The sequence below is a fragment of the Bergeyella anatis genome (assembly GCF_036016955.1).
In the GTDB taxonomy this organism is placed as follows: Bacteria; Bacteroidota; Bacteroidia; order Flavobacteriales; family Weeksellaceae; genus JAYWXI01.
The window spans coordinates 1-20008 of sequence record NZ_JAYWXI010000012.1; the positions used below are offsets into that span (position 1 = coordinate 1).

General features: G+C 44.1%; 14 protein-coding genes. 3 read left to right on the plus strand and 11 right to left on the minus strand.

Features of this window, described 5'->3' with window-relative positions; genetic code table 11:
• Nucleotides 1–254: 254 nt before the first annotated feature.
• From VQ048_RS09270 to VQ048_RS09315, 10 genes are all read right to left on the minus strand, one after another.
• Nucleotides 255–941: a hypothetical protein gene (locus tag VQ048_RS09270; RefSeq protein WP_327611417.1), complete on the minus strand. Its 687-nt coding sequence runs from the start codon at nucleotides 939–941 to the stop codon at nucleotides 255–257.
• 4 nt (nucleotides 942–945) lie between these two features.
• Nucleotides 946–1353 carry a hypothetical protein gene (locus VQ048_RS09275; protein ID WP_327611418.1) on the minus strand — a complete coding sequence of 136 codons (408 nt, stop codon included), beginning with the start codon at nucleotides 1351–1353 and terminating at the stop codon, nucleotides 946–948.
• A 162-nt stretch (nucleotides 1354–1515) separates the two neighbouring features.
• Complete coding sequence (locus VQ048_RS09280; protein WP_327611419.1) at nucleotides 1516–1791, minus strand: hypothetical protein; 276 nt, start codon at nucleotides 1789–1791, stop codon at nucleotides 1516–1518.
• Between the two features lie 7 nt (nucleotides 1792–1798).
• Nucleotides 1799–8563, minus strand: a complete 6765-nt coding sequence (locus VQ048_RS09285) for an RHS repeat-associated core domain-containing protein (RefSeq protein WP_327611420.1) — start codon at nucleotides 8561–8563, stop codon at nucleotides 1799–1801.
• A 2-nt stretch (nucleotides 8564–8565) separates the two neighbouring features.
• Nucleotides 8566–8949, minus strand: a complete 384-nt coding sequence (locus VQ048_RS09290; RefSeq protein WP_327611421.1) for a T9SS type A sorting domain-containing protein — start codon at nucleotides 8947–8949, stop codon at nucleotides 8566–8568.
• Between the two features lie 575 nt (nucleotides 8950–9524).
• Nucleotides 9525–11075 (minus strand): M20/M25/M40 family metallo-hydrolase, encoded by a 1551-nt coding sequence (locus tag VQ048_RS09295; RefSeq protein ID WP_327611422.1) that lies wholly within the window; start codon nucleotides 11073–11075, stop codon nucleotides 9525–9527.
• 91 nt (nucleotides 11076–11166) lie between these two features.
• Nucleotides 11167–12411: a DEAD/DEAH box helicase gene (locus VQ048_RS09300; protein WP_327611423.1), complete on the minus strand. Its 1245-nt coding sequence runs from the start codon at nucleotides 12409–12411 to the stop codon at nucleotides 11167–11169.
• A gap of 81 nt (nucleotides 12412–12492) precedes the next feature.
• Complete coding sequence (gene obgE, locus VQ048_RS09305) at nucleotides 12493–13497, minus strand: GTPase ObgE (RefSeq protein ID WP_327611424.1); 1005 nt, start codon at nucleotides 13495–13497, stop codon at nucleotides 12493–12495.
• Between the two features lie 88 nt (nucleotides 13498–13585).
• Nucleotides 13586–14164, minus strand: a complete 579-nt coding sequence (locus VQ048_RS09310) for an adenylate kinase (protein WP_327611425.1) — start codon at nucleotides 14162–14164, stop codon at nucleotides 13586–13588.
• A 24-nt stretch (nucleotides 14165–14188) separates the two neighbouring features.
• A complete protein-coding gene (locus VQ048_RS09315) occupies nucleotides 14189–14743 on the minus strand; it encodes a phosphoribosyltransferase (RefSeq protein WP_327611426.1) in 555 nt (184 codons plus the stop codon).
• A gap of 127 nt (nucleotides 14744–14870) precedes the next feature.
• Between VQ048_RS09315 and VQ048_RS09320 the strand changes: the two genes are divergently transcribed.
• Both VQ048_RS09320 and VQ048_RS09325 read left to right on the plus strand, forming a co-directional pair.
• Nucleotides 14871–15551, plus strand: a complete 681-nt coding sequence (locus VQ048_RS09320) for a TIGR02117 family protein (RefSeq protein WP_327611427.1) — start codon at nucleotides 14871–14873, stop codon at nucleotides 15549–15551.
• A 26-nt stretch (nucleotides 15552–15577) separates the two neighbouring features.
• Nucleotides 15578–16654, plus strand: a complete 1077-nt coding sequence (locus VQ048_RS09325; protein ID WP_327611428.1) for a hypothetical protein — start codon at nucleotides 15578–15580, stop codon at nucleotides 16652–16654.
• A gap of 5 nt (nucleotides 16655–16659) precedes the next feature.
• On the opposite strand, the gene VQ048_RS09330 is transcribed toward VQ048_RS09325, so the two are convergent.
• Nucleotides 16660–18138, minus strand: a complete 1479-nt coding sequence (locus tag VQ048_RS09330; protein ID WP_327611429.1) for a lipopolysaccharide biosynthesis protein — start codon at nucleotides 18136–18138, stop codon at nucleotides 16660–16662.
• Between the two features lie 160 nt (nucleotides 18139–18298).
• Here VQ048_RS09330 and VQ048_RS09335 point away from each other — a divergent pair, with 160 nt between their 5' ends.
• Nucleotides 18299–19930, plus strand: a complete 1632-nt coding sequence (locus tag VQ048_RS09335; RefSeq protein ID WP_327611430.1) for an alpha-amylase family glycosyl hydrolase — start codon at nucleotides 18299–18301, stop codon at nucleotides 19928–19930.
• Nucleotides 19931–20008 lie beyond the last annotated feature (78 nt).

The window sequence follows — 20008 nt, forward strand, 5'->3', positions numbered from 1 at the left end:
GAAATTTTGAATACAAGACCACGCAAAAGATTTGGATTTTTAAGTCCAAAACAAGTATATTTGAAAACTATTAATAACAACGGAAAGTTACTTTTATAAGTTGAATCTAATATATAATGGTCATGTTTGCTTGATTAAAATGGTCTTAAATTCCAAAAATGGATGTGTTTGCGGGTAAGAAAAAATTAAAGGATGCTCTTAGTGGTGCGTTTTCTGATGTAAAATAACAAAGCCACCTACACGGTGGCTTTGTGTTATGCTGAAAGTTCTGAACCCTTCAACTGCGATATTTTTTTGTCTTGCTTGTTTACTTCTATCTGCTTTAAAAAATCTTCTCGGTTACTTGCTTTTCCTTGTAATACTTGTAACCACAAATCAAATTTTCCATACCACATTTCAAACATCTGCATATTCCAACTTTTGCTCGCCTGTTGAACTTGATTTAAAACACCTTGAACCTGCGATTGATTTCCTGTGTATAGAGCTGAATAAAATTTTAACTCAAATAGTTTCGCCTGTTGTGCAGAATTTGATTTAATCAAAATATCATTAAAACGACTATCTACTAAATCAAACAAAGATTTCAACGGCACATTTTCAATAAATAAAATTGGTACTTGTTTTTTTAAGCACTCAATAGCTTCATTAAAATAGGCACTATGCTTCAAGTAAGGTATATCAAATTGTAATCCCTTATTACTTTTTAGTGCAAAATAAATGAAAGGAGCATCCAAGCATTTTTTTACATCATCTTTCCATAATGGATAGCATACAAAATGTGGTCGATACTCTTCTGAATGTGGTAGTTTAATCAATTCTACTCCAATGATGGAACAACCAACTATTCTGTAAAGCTTATTCTGTGCAAATGCCGAAAGTTGAGGAACGGAACTTAACCATTCCTCAGTAATTCTTTTTTTTATTTCTTTTTCGAATGCCATTTTTTTAAGGTCTAATTATTTGAATTGGTAATCCAAAATTCCTTGTGTATTTGTTGAATTGGGCAGGACTCATAACAGCATTACCAAATTTAAACTCATAAATAATTCCATTTGTATTATCCAAAACATCTAAAAATCCCCTATTCCCAACTCCATTATTAAATGAATGATTGGGAAGTAAACCTCTATCTCCATATATTTTTTGATAGCGATTTAAAAGTTTATTAGCGTATTGATGTTTTGCAGTACCCGCAACGCCTCCTGTACCTCCAATTGCTCTTTCAGCTAATGTTGCAGACTTTTGAACTAACTGTGGATTTGTAAGTCCCGTCTTGGCGGCGATTCTACCTACTCTACCTACACTTCCTATAGGCAAGCCACCTAAAAACCACCCCGGGGCCTCATCAAACAAAAATTGTTCAAAACGGCCTACGCTTTGGGCGGCGTTGGAGAGGTGTAGAAAGGAACACCTGCTTATTACCGTTGATCACTTTATCAAAGCAAGCAAAATTTCTTTGATGTGAAAAAAACGCCAAGTTTCAAGTCTGATGTTTGATGTTATTCTGCTAAAGCCTTATTCGGGGGCTTTTGTCTTTTGATATACTTGGATTAGTTTATCACACGCTTGCTGTAAATCTTCTGAATGCTCTTTATTAAAAGGGGTATAATCAAGTTCCAATTTTTGGATTAAAATATCCTCCAAGCATTTCACAAGCTGTTCTTGGCTTTTAATAGATTCAAGTATCAAAGGAATGTATCCTTTATATTCATCTATGGCAATGTCTTCAGGTACTCCAATAGGATTCCAATCTGCCAAAACACGATTTATGTCTTCTATTATCTTTTTCATAATGTAATTACTCGAAGGGGATGAAATGTCCTTTGCCTAAGCCTTTTGCCGTACCTTGTGCATTACTAAAAACAGTAACTACCTTACCTTGTGCATTCACAACTACTGTATTTCCTCCTAATGTATAACGAGTTTGTGTTCCATACCGACCCGCCGCCTGAATCGGTGTACCTTCTCTAACAATCTTTAAAATGTTGGCGGTTTTAAACCCTCTTGTTACTGCTTGATTAGTGGCGTGCTGTGTAACCCCTTTAATTACTGATGTACTCGTCTTAGCGGCGATTCTACCTACTCTACCTATAGGCAAGCCACCCAAAAACCACCCCGGGGCCTCATCAAACAAAAATTGTTCAAAACGGCCTACGCTTTGGGCGGCGTTGGAGTGCTGTATTGCATTCGCCAAACGCATTCTGCTTTGATATACATTAAAATCGGCTATGGCATTATTTACATGGCTATAGATCTTGCTCCCCCAGTAGCCTTCCTGTTTGGGAAGGACCACTTCAGGGATAAGTATTTCTCTCAATCCTTCTTCAGATGTTGGTGCTATTTCCGCATCTTTGCTCTCGCTATGGGGCGCATTTCCTCCTTCTGTTTCTTTTTTAGAAGAAGTCAGCATCCCAAGTCCGTGGAGTGTCAGATTCGTTCCAAAACCTTTCCAAAAAGTATTTCCAAAATTACCCCCTTGCATAGTAGATAATAATGATTGAGAAGCGGCATGTACACCGGCTTGAGCTAAAAAGGTATAATCTCCTAATGCCTTTGCGACGTCTCCTCCGGCTTTAAATAGATCTCCCACGCCCGCAGATACAACTTTGGAGACAACCATAAAAAAAATCCCTTTAGTAAATTGCAAAGCATCGATTCTACCTGTAACCAAAGCATCCACAGACTTTACCACCTGTATTGCTGTGATTATAGTAGATATTATTTTTATCGCTCCAAATACAATCCCTATAAACTCCCCGCTTGGGTCATTGTACATCAGCGGGTTGTTTAGGACATACCCGTATTTATTGTAGTTTTGGGTGTTAAAGGCGTCTTGTATGTTTTCATCGGCATTTAAGAATCTCCTTAGCAATGGGTCGTACAACCTTCCGTTCATGTGGATAAGCCCTACATCCAACAGGTGTTCGTGAGAGGTGTAGCCACGGTCTATCAGCATTGGGCTGTCGGCGATTCGCTCTTTGTTGGTGATGATCTCGCCATTTCCAAATTGCAAATGCGTGAGATTCCCCCAAGCGTCGTAGTGGCGTTGTTCTATTTTATTGCCGGCTTCGTCGGAAATGGCTAAAATGCTTCCCAAATAATCTTTGTGCAAAAATTTGTAAGAACCGCTGCTCTCGTTATAGTCTTTAACGAAAATAATGTGGCTTTCGTATGGCGTACCGTCAATGTAAATGAGGTGCTTTTCTTGTCCGGTGCCGTTATTTCTGATCACCTCAAAAGCCCCGTCTTCGCTGTAATATTTGGTAAACCTGCTACTTACCACATCTCCTGTTAAGTCTGTCGGAGGCGAAGGAAAATAGGGGTTAACAAGAATGGGCTCGCCGGGATCTAAGTCCGTCGGCGGGGTAATAGGAACTTCTTTTTTTCTTTGAGCTATAAATTTACCGCCATATTCCATTCTTTGTCTCATGGAAGATAAACCGTAGGAGAAGAGATAGTCTCCTTTTGTGCCTTCTATGGCTGTGGGGTCATTATTTTCATTGTATTGTATGACCTGTACGAGGTTGTGGCTTAAATTCCGCTCGCCCTGTGGGCTGAGTTCGGCACGGGTCATCTGATAAATTTTATCGGCGTCTTCAAATTTCACTACCCCCAAAGCATCATTCTCCACAATCCGCCCTTTGCGGTCATACACGTTCCTGTTCTGGCCTTGCGAAAAGGCTCCCGTTACGGGATCCGTCCAATTGACCAATCGGTTAAAATCATCGTATGCAAACTGCTCTATAATGTTGAAATCTCCTCCTGTAACCCTGCTGTTCAGTTCGTTTTTAATGGCATTAAAACGATAACCCACCTGCAAAATAGTGCGTTGCGGGGTACTATGATTGATGCTGGATAAAAAGCCGTTTTGATCATAAATGTTGTCTACGGTTACGGCTCCTAACCGGGCATTCGTTATTTGGCCTTTGGCATTGGTGGCATTCAGCTGCCATAAAGTTTTGTCGGTATCTTTATCCTTCAGTCGATAGAGCGTGCCGTTCCAAGGATGGTAGAGGTTCTCAATATGGACCTGCGTAACGGTTCCATTGGAAACCATACGCTTCCGATAAGAGGTTATTCTGTTTTTATCGTCATAAACAATATCGTAGGTGCCGTAAGTCTTTCCGAAACTCTGTTCCGTGGTGGACAGCAACCTGCCGTACTGGTCGTAGGCAGACTGGCTGCTCATCATCTCCCCATTCGCTGTTCCGGACTTGCTCAGGAGAAGGCCTTGGGCATTGTATGCATAGGTAATCGTTTTTTGGGTGCTACCGCCCTCATTGGATTGTTCTCTTTGGGTTACCAGTTGCCCCGCAGCATTGTATTGGTATTCTTTATAACCTTTCGGGGAAATCGCTTTAGTGATTTTTCCAAAGCCATCCCGATATTCATAGCGGTAAGTGCCGTTCGACGGATCGTGAAATTCTGCTTTTCTTCCCCAATTATCGTATTTCGTTGTTACGACATTGGTATCGTATCGGGCTTCTGTGTTTTGGCTGGCGGCGTTGTATTTAAAATGAATAACGCCGCCTTTGTCTTCCGAAGTGATGACATTGCCCAATGCGTCCGTCGTTTGTTTTCGGAAACGGTGGTCGGCATTCGTTTCCCTAACGGTGGTGGTCCGCCCTTCATAGGTGGTTTCCACCACTTTACCCGTGAAAGCCGTCGCCTTTATCGGGCGGGAATAGTCATCATACTGAATGCGGTTCCACTGCGTAGGCATCTGCCCCGTGATATAGGGTTCGCTTTCGGCTGTTTTTCTTCCCAAAATGTCATATTGCACCATTTTAGAGACGAACGTTCCGGAGTCGAACCCTTTGGTGGTGGATAGGTATTCCCGGCCCCACTTATCCCTTGTTACGCTGCTTTGGCTGCCGTCCGGGGAAATCTGCGTTATCACGGCATCACCATTGGATAGTTTTTGGTATTGGTACGTTGTCGTTCCGGATAAATTAGTATTAGAGGTCTGTATTTTCCCCCATGCGTCATAGGTATTGGTGAGGATCCCGCCTAATGGGTCTTGTTGCGTAAGCACCTGCCCCCAGTCGTTGTAAGAAATATGCGTTTCAAGATTGAGGTCGCCGGCAATTTCATTTTTTTTGACCACAAAGCGCCCTTTGTCTTCGTACTGGGCCAAGGAAGATTTTTTCTGCTCGTCTAAACTATTGGTAATCTCTTTTTTGATGATATTCCCAAAGTCATCATAAGCATAGGTCTCACGAACCCAACCGGTATTGTCATTATTCCAAGAGGTTAAGGTTTTCAGTTGGTTGTTTTCATAGGTGTATTCTTCTTTGGCTCCCTTGCTATCCCCATAGGCTTGCCTCAATTCTATTTTTTGTCTTGGGCGGCCTACGCTATATTGACTTCCGAGCCCTTCAAGGTTAGGCGGGTAGTAATCCATTTGCGTGGTGGATACAGCGAAGTTATTATTGAGGTTGGAGGTGGTTTTTACAGGAAGGTAAAAAGAATTGTATTCCACGCTTTCTACGGTGGTCATGTCCGTCATAAAATCCTTACTTGTGGTAGAGGTCGGTACCATGGCCGTAACGGCTACGGATTTCTCTTCGGGTAAAAGCGCGGTTTTCTTGAGGCCATTTACCCAATAGTCGGTTTTATAGTCTGTAAGTTTTACGGATAATAGCTGATGGTTGTTCAAGGAAATATCCGAAGGGAAAATTTGATCTTCCTCGTTGGTTTTGATGCTCCATTCTTTTATCGGAACCCCTTCTTTTAAAGGATCCGTTTCGGTTCCTGCCCAAACTTTGGTGTCTACGAAACCATAAGCATACCAAGAAGAGCGCGCCATTTGTCTGAAACCGAGCATTCCTTTCCCCTGCAGGTGTGTGGTAAGTCCTCTGTAACGGAAGTCCTGAAAGCGTCCTTCTTGGCTGAGCCGGCTTACGACATAACTCTGATTCACCTTATGCAATGCCAAATAAGGATAAGCCATGGCTGGCAGAGGCTGATAAGTGTTTCCCGATGGCAGCAGCTCGGCATACGACACCAAAGTTCTTACTTTTCCCTGATCTATGGCCGCCAATCTTGTTTTGGCGGGTAAATCTTTGTAATCAAGATGTATGACATTGATTCTGTCGCATCCACTTGTGGGACAGTCGTTGGGGCGGCCAACCAAAATAATCTGCTGGTTGGTTTTGTTGATAAACAACGGACTGAAGTAAATGACTTTGCCCCCGAAGTAGAACCCTTTTGACAGCGTCAATCCATATTTCAATGGAGAAGCGGTGTGGCCTACAACGGGAATATGCCCCGGCTTACTTACCGAATAGACACTGAAATAGACCTTTGTGTTTTCTCTGTCATTATGCGCATTCCATCCGTGATCCACAACTTCTACTTTTGAAACGGTTATTTCGGCCTTGCCATCTTTATCCAAATCTACCGCATCATAACGATAATAGGTTGTTGTACCGTAATGGCAATACTTTTCAAACATAAAGTTCCTATGGCTTCCCGTATTTGAAAGTTCTTGCGCAGATGAAAAATAGATGAAGTTGGTGTAATCGTACTCTTTGAACCCGACGTCCGTCGCAAAATAAAACTTCCAATGAAACGACTTTTGGGCTTGGGGAATCGCCAAATCCATTCGGCCATCGCCATTAAAGTCAGCCATGATGGCATGGGTTTCCAATCCTTTTAAGGGCTGATTTTCCATTACGACAGACGGGTAATATTTTCCATGGCGGTCTTTCTTAATGGTAAAAACATTCCGAATGGCTTTGTTTTCCATGATGTAAAGCTCGTCAATGCCATCCCCGTTGAAGTCGGCCATTTCAAAGGGTTTTCTATGGATGTAAGATTCCGAATATTCAACATTAAACTTATAAAAACTTTGCTCGTAAGGAACCTCCTGTTTAAGGTCAAAAAAAATAGTGGATCGTATAAATTCCGGTATCGGCTGCAATTCATTAGGGGGGCGTATTCTTAAATTTACCGTTGTGCCTGATACTTCATTTCTATCATCGTAGTATTCCGTATTGTCCGGCAGTAAAACAGGAACTTTGCCTCCATAATAGTCGAGGTGCTCTTCGGCAGCATCTTCCGGCGCATTCTTTGCGACATCGTAAGGCATCGGTTCGATGGGATCGATTCTTCTGAGGCATTCGCGAGAGTAGCTAAACTCTGTTAAGATTTCGGAAATTCCGTCGCCGTCGTAGTCATAGGCCGATAATGATACCAATGACGATGGGGCGATGGAGCATCCCAAGTCATCGGAAACCGGTTCGGAATCGGTTTTAAAATCCTCGTATTTCAGCGTTTTGGAATACTGAAAATCTAAGGTTTTGTTTGTTAGATTAACCGCATATATTCTAAACTCATAATCATATGCGTCAAAACTTTCATTCTTGTATTTTCTGACAGGAATGACGATGCCGGCCGATGGACTTACGATATTATCTTTTTTGAATGTAATAACAGCGGATTGCCTAAAATCACTTGCCGAGAACTCGCCTTTATTATAGCTGAGTGATTCGGATTCCCCTTCTTTATAGACCGATTTTTTAAAATGTAAATTTCCATTCGTTTCAATTTCTAAAAAATCGGTGATACCGTCGAAATCAAAATCGCCATACTTTTTTGTATGAGTGTCTTTCACGCCTTGCGTTATGGTGTTTTTATCCGAGTAGGTCGGATCTGTTTGATAAGTGAAAGCAATAGGATTTGCGGCTTCGTTTTGAGCGTTGTATTCCGTGATTTTTTCTACCCTTGGATACCCCTCAACAGATTGATTATGTAAGACATACTTTTTAAACGGGGCCCCATTGCTCATTACCTGTACGGCATTCAAAACATAATTTTGAATATATTCTTGCCCTCTGAGGTAAGAGGTTTCCCTTATTTCTCTATTGCCATAGGTGAAATTTATCGTGTTAAAATGAGGTTTTCCAAGACGCTCATTGCCACCCCAGCGGATAGTGTTTATTCGGGCCACATGATCGGTTTGAAGATACTCATAGGTGATAGCGTTGCCTTGGGCGTCTTTCCATTTTACGATATTATAGTCGTTCGGGGTTCTTGCCGGACTCATCCCTGATTGGGTGGCGCCATACCAAGCCTGCGAACCATCTTCAAAGGTTACTTCCCAATATTCGGGGCCTTGCCATTCCGTATCCGATAACGTTCCCACGGATTTTACTTTGACATTGGAAAATTTTTCGGTGATATATTCTGCTCCGTTTTTACCGTATTCCCCGGACTTTAAGATGAGCCGCTGCCCATTAAAACTGTAATAATCGGAGTAATCTAACTGAATTCCTTTGACTTCACCGTCTTTTTCGATGGTCCTGCCCATTCTCGATATGGAGGTTACTGCCGAAAGATTCCATCCATACCCCGCAATACCATTTCCGCTACCGCTGGTATAAATTAGATTCACTTGTGGCGCCACGCTTTTTACCGCAGGAGGAAGGGCTATGGGAAGTGTAAATTGCAATTGGCCGTTGCCGTTAACCTCAATATGACCTTGGGTGTCGTGAAAGTTATTTTGTGCAAAATGAAAAGAAAACAAAAGAAGCAAAAAGAGAGTAGAAATCCTTTTCATGGCTATTGTTTTATGATATTTTTGGTATGCACCGTTCCATCTTTAAGCTGAAAACTCAATAGGTAAACGCCCATATAATAAGCGCTCATATCGACCTGTATTTGCCGATTGATATTAGGACTATTTTTGCGATGGATAGGCTCGTAAAGGGTGTTGTGTGCGTACAAACTCACGGATTCGATCATTTCATCTATTTCTTCTGTCCAAGAAATGGTGAGTAAATCTTTTACAGGCACAGGATGCACTTTGATCTCATTCCAAAATCTATCGGATTCGTCGGATAAAATAACGATAGGATGTGCGTTGCCTTCCTTTGAAGTAGAGGTGTAGCTTTTGTCTAACCCTCTATAGATTTGATTTCCAGAAGCGTCATATTGAAAGTACAATGAGACCGACTGCCCCTTCGCATTATATGAAACCCCGCATAATAAAGGTAAGTATGGTAAAAGTTTTTTCATAATGGGTGTTTAATGTGAATTGTTGGCTAATGTAATAAAAAAAATGAATTATTTAATGGTGGTAAATATTTTTATTGAATAATTAATGTGTTTTTTTTGTTAAAAGGTTGGTTTTTGGAAATTAAAAAAGAAAATGAAATTTATTAATCGCATTGCAATTAATCCTAATAATTGTAAAAAATGTCAGTAGGGTTTCTCCAAAATACATTTAAAACAACTCGTTGCTGCTAAAAATAGAGTTTCGGATGAAGGAAGCTTTACTTTAAATAGTTTCTTGCATTAAATCCATATCGGTATCATAAAAGTTTTAAATCCACTATAACGTGAGTTTATAGTGGATGTTTTCGGAAATTCGTTATTTATCTAAAAATGAAAAAGAACGAATAATGGCAGATAGAAGGGGAGCAGAGGTGGGAGACCTGCCGAACGATTGGGGTCATTTGCTCAGCCATAGGAAAAAGCTTAATATAAAAAGAGTTGTCCTAAGACAACTCTTTTTGTTTTTAAAGTCCGCCTTTGCGGGTGGGTTCTTTTACTTCTGGCCACTTGGCGGTGGTGCCGGTTTGAGGATCGATGGGCATTTTTATCCGCTCGGCGGAAGCCTTTTCGGGGTCTTCGCTTGCCATGTAGGTCATAATGGCGATAAGCGCAACGTTGTTTTTTAGTTCGTCAAAGACGATTTTGTCGTAAGTGTCGCGGTTGGTATGCCAAGTGTAGGCGCCGTAAGACCAATCCGATGAAATGAGCATAAAGGCAGGAACACCGGCTGCCACAAAGGAGGCGTGGTCGCTGCTTCCTCCTCCCGGAAAGCCGGGGAACGTGGTTTTGAGGTCTTTCGTCAGTTTTTTTGGAGCGGCATTCAACCAGCGTTGAAGGTAATCATAGGAATGGAGAAAGCCTTGTCCGTTGATGTATTGTATTCTTCCGGTTCCGTTATCCTGATTGAACACGGCCTGAATTTTATGCATTTGATCCTTATGAGCGGAAACGTATCCACGGCTTCCGTTTAAGCCTTGCTCCTCACTTCCCCAAAGGCCTACGATGATGGTTCTTTTGGGATTAGGGTAAAGTTTTTTCAGGATTCGGGCCACTTCCATCATGGTAATAACTCCCGTGCCGTTGTCGGTGGCGCCGGTCGCTCCATCCCAAGAATCCAAGTGAGCCGATAGAATCACGTATTCGTCGGGCTTTTCGCTTCCTTTGATTTCCGCAACGGTGTTAAATGTGGGGGCCATTCCCAAGTCTTTGGATTGGGCTTTAATTCTTAATCGGGGTTTTACGCCGTTACTGAGCATACGGTAGAGTTGGCCGTAGTCTTCCAACGATAAATCGACGGCGGGTATTTTTTTTGTTCCGGCTGAAAAGACTTTGTTTACGCCGAAGCCGCGTGACCAATTGCTCCACAAAATACCGACGGCACCAGCGTCTTCAAAGGGCTTGTTTAATGTGTGGCGGTTGAAACCCAATATTTCCATGGATTTACTCCAGGCTTTGTTGGCTTCATCGGTTTCTTTTTTGTATTTCTCGAAGGTTTCTGGGCTGGCGTGTTCTTTCCAGTTGTATTCGGTTCTTCCGCTGGGTTGGTATTGGGAAACCATTACGAATTTTCCTTTTACGTTTGGAAGCCACTTTTCAAAATCCGCCTTGCTTGAAAAGAGTGGGAGCATGATGACCTCGGCGGAAATTCCATTGGCAGGGGTAGACGGCGAGAAGGCCAGTTGGCGGGCTTCCAAGGATTTGACGTAAGGGTACTCCATATCGACAGAAGAAAGCCCTCTTTCCCACGATTTCCATTCGCCCCATTGTTCGTTTTTGGCCTCAATGCCCCAATTTTTAAAGGTTTTCACAGCCCAGTCATGGGACTGTTGCATTTTAGGACTGCCTACCAAGCGGGGGCCGATGCCATCCAAAAGCTCATAGGCTAATTTTTCGAGTTGGGAGTTGGTGTAAGTTTCGTTTACGATGGCTTCCACGGTTTGCTGCTGGCTTTGCGCGGAGAGGTAAACGGTGGAGGCAAGCGAGAGTGCCCATACCAGTTTGGTGTAGTGTTTCATTCGGTTTTAATTTTTGACCGACAATTTAGCAATTAATTTTCATATTAAAAAGGACGGCCTTTTCGAAGAGCCGTCCTTGGGTATGAGGAGATTACGAAGGCCTTCTGGCCGATCCCGTTTTTTTTACGTTCCTTTTAAAGCGGTTTTCCGTTTTGGGTTGGGCTCTTACGGGTCGGTTATTGCTGTCCCTTTTTTGTTCGATGAGGTTGTCCGTGTGGTAAGGGTGGTCTTTCACCACGGGGATTTTTTTGCCGATTAATTTCTCGGTGTTGCGAAGGTTGGCTAAATCCAAACCGTCAACAAAAGAGATGGATTGCCCTTCGTTACCCGCTCTTCCGGTTCGTCCGATGCGGTGGACGTAGGTTTCGGAGACGTCGGAAAGCTCGTAGTTGATAACGTGTTTCAATTCGTCGATGTCAATGCCTCTTGCGGCAATGTCTGTGGCGATGAGAACTCTTGTTTTTCCCGATTTGAAATTGTTAAGGGCGCTTTGCCTTTGATTTTGGGATTTATTGCCATGAATGGCTTCGGTGGAAATACCGCTTTTTTGCAGTTTTTTTGCAATTTTGTCGGCTCCGTGTTTGGTTCTGGAAAAAACCAAGACCGATTCGGTGATATGGTTTTTAAGAATATGGGTCAATAGGTCTAGTTTGTTCTCTTTTTCTACGAAATACACGGTTTGTTGTATGGTGTCCGCTGTTGAAGAAACGGGGGTGACGGAAACCCGAACCGGCTGCGTTAGCATGGCATCGGCCAAATTTTTTATTTCTTCGGGGAAGGTGGCCGAGAAGAACAACGTTTGCCTTTGGGTTGGGAGTAATTTTACCACTCTTTTGACATCGTGTACAAACCCCATGTCGAGCATGCGGTCGGCTTCATCCAAAACGAAGATTTCCAAATGTTTAAGCGAGATGAGGCCTTGCCCGATGAAGTCCAGGAGTCTTCCGGGCGTTGCGATGAGAATGTCGGTTCCTTTTTTCAGGGCATTTTCCTGTGCGCCTTGCTTCACGCCTCCGAAAATCACGAGGGTTTTCAGCGGAAGGTGCCTTCCGTAAGCCTTGAAGCTCTCGTCAATTTGGATGGCGAGTTCTCTTGTCGGTGTTAGAATTAACGCTTTGATGTGCGAATTACGGTTGGCTTTTTTGTGGAGGTTTTGCAGGATGGGAATGGCAAAGGCTGCGGTTTTTCCCGTTCCTGTTTGGGCGGTTCCCAAAAGGTCTTTCCCGCGAAGGATTTCCGGGATGGATTGTTGTTGAATGGGGGTAGGATTAGTATATCCTTCTTCTTGTAGAGCCTTTTGTATGGGCTCAATCAGGTTTAGTTCTGAGAAATTCAAATGAATGAGGTTTGGTTAATGATAAAAAAGTTCCTCCGATAAAAGAGGAATTTTACTTTTGCAAAGGTAGGTTAAAATAAATTAACCGTTTGGATGTTCCGATGGGCCGTGCAATTGTTTCCAAATGGCGTCTTTAAGTTCGGTTAGCCCTTCGCCGGTAACGCCCGAGAAAAACAGTGGCTGTCGGTTTTCTGGGAATTCGGCGGCGATTTCTCGTTTTAGTTCGTCGTCGAGCAAATCGGCTTTCGATACGGATACGATGAAATCTTTGTCGAGCAGTTCGGGGTTGTATTCTTTGAGTTCGTTTTCAAGAATTTTAAACTCCTGAAAATGATCTTCCGAATCGGACGGGATAAGGAATAAAAGAATAGAATTTCGTTCGATGTGTCTTAGGAAACGATGGCCTAAGCCTTTTCCTTCGGCTGCGCCTTCGATGATACCGGGAATGTCGGCCATTACGAACGACCTGTAATTTCGGTAATTTACGATGCCTAAGTTAGGGGTTAGGGTGGTAAAAGCATAATCGGCAATCTTAGGCTTTGCGGCCGATACCGCCGATAAAAGTGTTGATTTTCCGGCATTGGGAAATCCGACCAGTCCCACATCGGCCAGCACTTTCAATTCAAAAACAATATAACCTTCTTCGCCGGGAAGCCCGGGTTGAGCGTAGCGGGGAGTCTGGCTGGTGGACGATTTGAAATGTTCGTTGCCCAAGCCGCCTTTTCCTCCTTTCATTAAGATGATCTCCTGTCCGTCTTCCAAAATTTCGCCGATAATTTCGCCGTCTTCGTTTTTGGCAATTGTTCCGATGGGAACTTCAATGTAGACGTCTTTTCCATCGGCGCCGGTCAGTTGGTTTTTTCCGCCGTTTTCGCCACGCTCAGCCTTTACGTGTCGGGTGTAGCGTAAGGGAAGCAGAGTCCACTCGTGGGCATTGCCTTTCATGATGATGTGTCCACCACGTCCGCCGTCGCCGCCGTCGGGGCCTCCTTTAGGAATGTATTTTTCCCTTCGCAAGTGGGCGGATCCGGCTCCACCGTGGCCGGATTTGCAATGTATTTTTACGTAATCGACAAAGTTTGACATAGTATAGACAGGCTCGGAGTTAAGAAAAAGTGATGAATACGGATCCTTTTGGGGATCGGGGGTATCCATCACTTTTGGGGCAATTGTATTATTTTATTTTTTCGATTTCGGCGTATAGTTTCTCGGAAATTTCGGAAATTTCCCCTACACCGTTGACTTCCACATATTTGCCTTGTTGCTTGTAGAGTTCGGCTACTTCGGCTGTTTTGGCGTAGTATTCCTTGATGCGGTTTCGGATGATGCCTTCATCGGCGTCATCGCTTCTTCCACTGGTTTCGCCTCTTTTCAGAAGCCTTCCGACGAGGGTTTCGTCTTCCACCACAAGGGCAAGGCAGAGGTCAATCTTATCGCCGAGAACGTCTTGGACAATCGTTTCCAAAGCTTCGGTCTGTTTAGCGGTTCTCGGGAATCCGTCAAAAATGAATCCGGCAGCTTGGGTTGGTTTTTTCAGTTCGTCCACCAGCATGTCGATGGTCACTTGGTCGGGAACCAATTCACCTTTATCCATGTAAGACTTGGCAAGGGTGCCTAGCTCGGTTTCGTTTTTGATGTTATGGCGGAACAAATCTCCGGTCGAAATTTGTTTGAGGTTAAATTTTTCGATAAGATTTTGAGCCTGAGTGCCCTTTCCGCTTCCCGGAGGCCCAAATAATACGATATTGATCATCAGATTAGGTTTATTTTGAAAAAATTAATGATTGATTCTGCCTTCCGAAAGCTGGTATAAATCCGGTAGGTTTCGTCCGAGTTCGTCATAATCAAGCCCGTAGCCTAGGACGAACTTATTGGGGATTTCTTTGGCCACGTAGTGGATTTTGAAATCTTTTTTATAAACCTCCGGTTTGAGTAATAGGGTGGCTACCCTTAGCGATTTTGGACGTTGGGTGCTTTCGAAGTAGTTGTACAGACTCTCGATGGTGTTGCCTGTGTCGACAATGTCTTCCATCAGGATGATGGGTCTTCCTTCGACTTCTTTGGTTAGGTCCATTTTTTTGTAGACGATTCCTGTAGATTGGGTGCCGGCGTAAGAGCTCATTTGGATGAAGGCGATTTCGCAGGGGCCCGGATAATGTTTCAGAAAATCGGAGAAAAACATGATAACCCCGTTCAGTACCCCTATGAATACGGGGGTTTCGTCTTTATAATCTTCATACACTTTTAGGGCGAGATCTTTGACGATCTGTTGCAACTCTTCGTTTTTAAGATAAGGGACAAAGGTTTTGTCGTGAACTGTAATTGTTTCCATAAATTGGTTTCCAAAGGGCAAAATTAAGGATTTTTTACCAAACAAACGGAGGGCGGAAAGAAGATGACAACGTGTGGGAAGGTGAAAAAACCTTATATTCGCATTGAAAATTAGAGATTTTAAAATTATGCGGCGTCTTTTTTTTATTGTGATAAAGGGTATTGGCGGTTTGTTAGGGTTGGTTTTGCTTTATGTTTTTTTGGGGTATTTTGTTCCTTTTTTGCCGGTTCAGGCAGAAGCTACGCCTGAGCCTAAAGTCGTCAAGGGGTTTATTATGACCAATGGGGTTCATACGGATATCGTGATGCCTGTGGTGTCCGAACAGGTGGACTGGAGTGAGCGTTTTCCTTACGAGAATCTTCGGTCTGGAGCATCAGATTACCGTTATATTGCGATAGGCTGGGGGGATAAAGGGTTTTATTTGGATACGCCGACATGGGCGGAATTGAAGCCTTCCACGGCGTTAAAGGCGGCGTTTTGGCTGGGAGATGCGGCGGTGCATGCCACGTATTATAAATCGGTGCAAGAAGGAGAGGATGTAAGGGCTTTTACCATGACCGAGCGGCAGTACCGCCAGTTGATAGAGTTTATCGACGGTTCGATGGAGAAAAGGGATCAGCGGTATATTCCGATAAAGACCGAGGCGGTTTATGGGGATAATGATGCGTTTTATGAAGCGAAAGGCTCGTATAGTTTTTTGCATACTTGTAATACTTGGGCTAATAATGCGCTGAAAGCAGCGGGGCAGAAGGCGGCTTTATGGACGCCTACGGACTTTGGCCTATTTCGCCATTACGAGAAAAAATAATAATCAACCAGAAAAACATTGGATTTTTGACATTGAAACACATTGCCTATATCGAGTTGGATACGCACGCGGAGATAGCCTCACGGTTTATGGCTTTGGCCGAAGGTCTTGACTTTTGTCGGGTGGATTACTATTTCTCGGAGAAAATCATGGGACGTTTGGATGCCGGTGGGCTTTCTTCGGGACAGATTTGCGTTGCGGAGGCCTCTGCGTTGCTGGAAGCCATGACCGGGAAGTCTTACGATTTGGTAGTGATAGGAACCGTGCATCGTTATTTTCGGGTGTTCCGACGGGTGGCGGATCGGTATAAGACGGCCGTGGTGGTTCATAACGTTAATTTTAGCGGATTGTCGCGGTGGCAATTGCTGCGGGCTGTGATGGAAGGAGATTGGGTTTACCGTTTGAAATTGCTTTTTAGAGAAGGGTTAATGGCGGCTCCTTCCGTTTACCGTCTGGCGGATTACCGATTGGTATTGGATAACGGGTTGTCGGGAGCATTGGCAACGATTTGGGACGGGAAATCGAAGGTGCTTCCTTTGTTTTTCAATGCGTATGGAGAAGGCTCTCGGGAGGCGGAACTTACGGTGGTGGTTCCGGGGGCGGTTTCTCAAAAACGTCGGGATTATGCTCATATTTTAAAGACGCTTGAGACGTTTACGACTCCGATTAGGGTGGTTTTTTTGGGGAAATGCGAAGGGGCAGAACTGGAGAGGGTAAAGGCTTTTGAACGGACTAAACCGCTGGGAGTTTCGTTGGTTTATTTTACGGAAAAAGTTCCTCAGGACCGGTTTAACGAATGGATGAAGCGGGCGCATGTTTTGTGGTGTCCTTTGCGTATCGAAACTTCTTTTTTCGGTTGCAGAGAAGTCTATGGTACGACGAAAATGACGGGGAATTTGGGCGATGCCATTGGTTTTGCCAAGCCGGTTGTTTTTCCCAAGGGGTATGCTGGTCTTTTGCCTTTTACGGAGGAGGAGTCCGATCGGTTGGAGGCGCAGTTAAGAGCATTGGCTCATCGGACGGAGGCGGATTTTGAAACCTACTCCAAAGCGAATGTTTCTCGGGCTTTTGAAAGAAGTTTAAACGAAATGCTTGAAGGGTAAGTCGGTTATTTTTTTAATAATCCTTTCATGAAATCTTTGTTTAAAAAGTGTCCCAGGGGATAGATTTTCATAAAGTGATTGCCGATCAGCAGAATGCCTAAGACTACGAGGGGTTTATAGATCATATTGAGAAAAGGCGTTTCGAAACTGGGCAGTAGAATGGCTAAAGTGATGCCGAGAGTACAGAGAATGGTGATGTAGACCATTTCGATGGACAGCGGATAAACTTTAAATTTCAGGTAATTGAATCCTATTTTAATCAGGTTAAATAGCGTTAGGGAGATGGCGGTTGCCAAGGCGATTCCGACGATGCCCCAATGGGTTTGGGTGATAAAGAGGTGGTTTAGGAGGATGGTGGTGATGGCCAGAAAGAGCATAATGGGAATGGTGAAGCGGTAGTATCTAGAAAGGGAGATGATATGCCCGTTGAAGCCGGTGGCTAAGTCGAAGAGCATGGTGAATCCCAAAATCCAAATAACGGGTTGTGCAAGGCGGAGTTGTTCTCCGTTTTTCATGTAGAATGTAAGGTAGGGAAAGCCGACCAAAATGCATGAGAAAACCACGGCACCTAAAAAGAATAGGGCTAAAGATGTTTTTTTGTGGAAGCGGTTGAGCTCTTCAAAATTATTTTCTTCGATGGCTTTGTTGATGAGGGGGGCTGAGATGTTGAAGAGTCCCATTTGCGGGATGGTAACGAAGGAGATGACCGATAGCATGATGCTGTAGATGCCGTTGTCTTCAAAAGTTAAGAATTCTCCGATCATGTAGTTGTCTACCCGAAAGGCGATGTAATTGCCGATGTTTCCCAGAAATCCGAAAAAGCTGTAACTGAGAATCGAAACCCATAGCCGATTGTTTCGGATGAACCCGGTTCCGAAATCGGGGGTTATTTTTTCCAGGCGATTGGCGTAAGTAAAATAGCCTGTAAGGGAGAGGATGAACATCCCGAAGAAAAAGGCCATGGCGCCAGTTTCCGATAAGCCGGCGAAAAAGAAGAGGCAAAAAGCGCCGATATTGGCTAATTTGGGAAAAAGGTTTTCGAAGATGTTGGGGATGGCGATGCGTTTGTAATTGCTGATGTACTTGTTCAGGACGGCGGAGAGGGCGAGCAGCAGAATCAGGGGGAGGATGAGGTTTTTCATTTTCCACATTTCTAATTTTTGAAAATCGGGGAAGAGGTGAAAAAAGCCCCAAAATCCAGCACAGAAAAGCGTGAAGTTTATTCCGATTCCGACCAGCGAGAGGGTTAGGAGGTTTTGGTGTTTACCGTTCTTTTGTGCTATGGCGAAAAATTTTACGTTGGAAAAGGAGAGGCCGAAAACCACTATGGGCAGGAGCATTTCGGCGGTGGGAAGAATAAAGCGCAGTTTTCCGTAGAAATTCATGTCTCTGGGAAAGAGGAAGATAGAGGCGAAAGTTCCGATCAGAAAACCGAAGTAACTGATTAAAGAGTATTTGAAGCCTTGTCTAGCGATGATGCTCATGAATTTCGGGTGTTAGGATTGAAAACGTATAACGTGGGGCAAAGATAATTATTTTTGTTAAAAAGTGTTAAAGCTTCTAAGGGGAGGGCTGTTTTTTATCAGGCATGGGGGGCTTGTCTTTTCAAATTCTTATCTTTATCGTCAATTTTATTTTTTTGATATGAAGAAGATTTTGTGGATGGCTTCCGTTGGGTTGTTGGCTTCTTGCGGCACGGTGCGGAAGGCGCAGGCACCGGAACCTTTTGTTTGGGAGGGAGCCAATTTGTATTTTTTGCTGACGGATCGTTTTAAAAACGGGGATCCGACCAATGATTTAAACTTCGGACGTACGGCGGAAACGGGGGTGTTGCGGGGGTTTGAGGGCGGCGATCTTCGAGGGGTGATCCAAAAGATAGAGGAAGGGTATTTTACGGATTTGGGGGTCAATGCGATATGGATGACGCCTTTGGTGGAGCAGATTCATGGGGCGACCAATGAAGGGACGGGCAATACGTATGGTTTTCATGGGTATTGGGCGAAAGATTGGACGGCTTTGGATCCTAACTTCGGAACGAAAGCGGAGTTGAAGGAGTTGGTGGAAAAGGCTCATGCACGGGGGATTCGTGTGGTTTTGGATGCGGTGATTAATCATACGGGGCCGGTAACGCCCGAAGATCCGGTTTTTCCGGCTTCTTGGGTTAGGACCTCGCCTCAGTGTACTTACGACGGGTATGATAATACGACGGCCTGCACGTTGGTGGCGAACCTTCCGGATGTTTTAACGGAGAGCGATGCACCGGTGGAGCTTCCGTCACAATTGGTGGAAAAATGGAAGCGGGAGGGGCGTTACGAGGCCGAGATGCGGTCTTTGGATGCTTTTTTTGCTAAGACGGGCTTTCCTAGAGCACCGAAATATTATATTATGAAATGGCTGGCGGATTACATCACCGAGTTTGGGATTGACGGGTATCGGGTTGATACGGTGAAGCATACCAATGAGGATGTATGGAAGGTTTTTCAGAAGGTGTGTCAGGATGCGTTTGATGAGTATAAGAGGAATAATCCGTCGAAGGTTTTGGACGGGGCTCCGTTTTTCACCGTGGGCGAAGTTTACGGTTACGGGCTTTCTCAGAAGCAGCTTTATGATTTTGGGGACCGGAAGGTGAATTATTTTCAGAATGGTTTTGGTTCGCTCATTAATTTTGATTTTAAGGGGGATGCCAACGGGACCTACGAGGCTTTGTTCAGTCGTTATTCGGAGGTTCTTCATGGCGAACTTCGAGGGCTTAGCGTGATGAATTATGCGACGTCTCATGACGATGGTTCTCCATTTGATAAAGACCGTAAGCGTTCTTATGAAACGGCGGTGAAACTGCTTCTTGCTCCTGGGATTTCCCAAATTTATTACGGGGACGAAACGGGGCGTACGCTGACGGTTTCGGGAGCGGAAGGCGATGCTAATTTGCGGAGCATGATGAACTGGGAGGACTTGGAAGATTGTGCGGAAACACGGGATTTGTTGCTTCATTGGCAGAAATTAGGGCGTTTCAGGGCGGCGCATCCTTCGGTGGGAGCGGGTGTTCATCGTAAGATTTCGGATTCGCCGTATTGGTTCAGCCGTCATTATGGGAAGGATAAGGTGGTTGTAGGTTTGGATTTGGGGCCGGGGCCGAAAACGGTGGCTTTGGGCGGCTTTTTTCCTGAGGGCACCAGACTTCGGGAGGCTTATAGTGGCAAAACGACGGTGGTAACCGACGGAAAAGTGGTGCTGGATACGCCTTTTGGGATTATGCTTTTGGAAGAAAAACGTTAGGGCAATCCTCTTTTGCATACTATTTGCAAGTCTTTTGCTGTTCTTTATTTGGGAACAGCATTTTATTTGTTGAATCTA

Excerpts from the sequence above, each read along its gene's own strand:
- VQ048_RS09270 (WP_327611417.1), bottom strand. The coding sequence starts at position 941 with ATGGCATTCGAAAAAGAAATAAAAAAAAGAATTACTGAGGAATGGTTA.
- VQ048_RS09280 (WP_327611419.1), bottom strand. The coding sequence starts at position 1,791 with ATGAAAAAGATAATAGAAGACATAAATCGTGTTTTGGCAGATTGGAAT.
- VQ048_RS09285 (WP_327611420.1), bottom strand. The coding sequence starts at position 8,563 with ATGAAAAGGATTTCTACTCTCTTTTTGCTTCTTTTGTTTTCTTTTCAT.
- VQ048_RS09295 (WP_327611422.1), bottom strand. The coding sequence starts at position 11,075 with ATGAAACACTACACCAAACTGGTATGGGCACTCTCGCTTGCCTCCACC.
- obgE (WP_327611424.1), bottom strand. The coding sequence starts at position 13,497 with ATGTCAAACTTTGTCGATTACGTAAAAATACATTGCAAATCCGGCCAC.
- VQ048_RS09310 (WP_327611425.1), bottom strand. The coding sequence starts at position 14,164 with ATGATCAATATCGTATTATTTGGGCCTCCGGGAAGCGGAAAGGGCACT.
- VQ048_RS09315 (WP_327611426.1), bottom strand. The coding sequence starts at position 14,743 with ATGGAAACAATTACAGTTCACGACAAAACCTTTGTCCCTTATCTTAAA.
- VQ048_RS09320 (WP_327611427.1), top strand. The coding sequence starts at position 14,871 with ATGCGGCGTCTTTTTTTTATTGTGATAAAGGGTATTGGCGGTTTGTTA.
- VQ048_RS09330 (WP_327611429.1), bottom strand. The coding sequence starts at position 18,138 with ATGAGCATCATCGCTAGACAAGGCTTCAAATACTCTTTAATCAGTTAC.
- VQ048_RS09335 (WP_327611430.1), top strand. The coding sequence starts at position 18,299 with ATGAAGAAGATTTTGTGGATGGCTTCCGTTGGGTTGTTGGCTTCTTGC.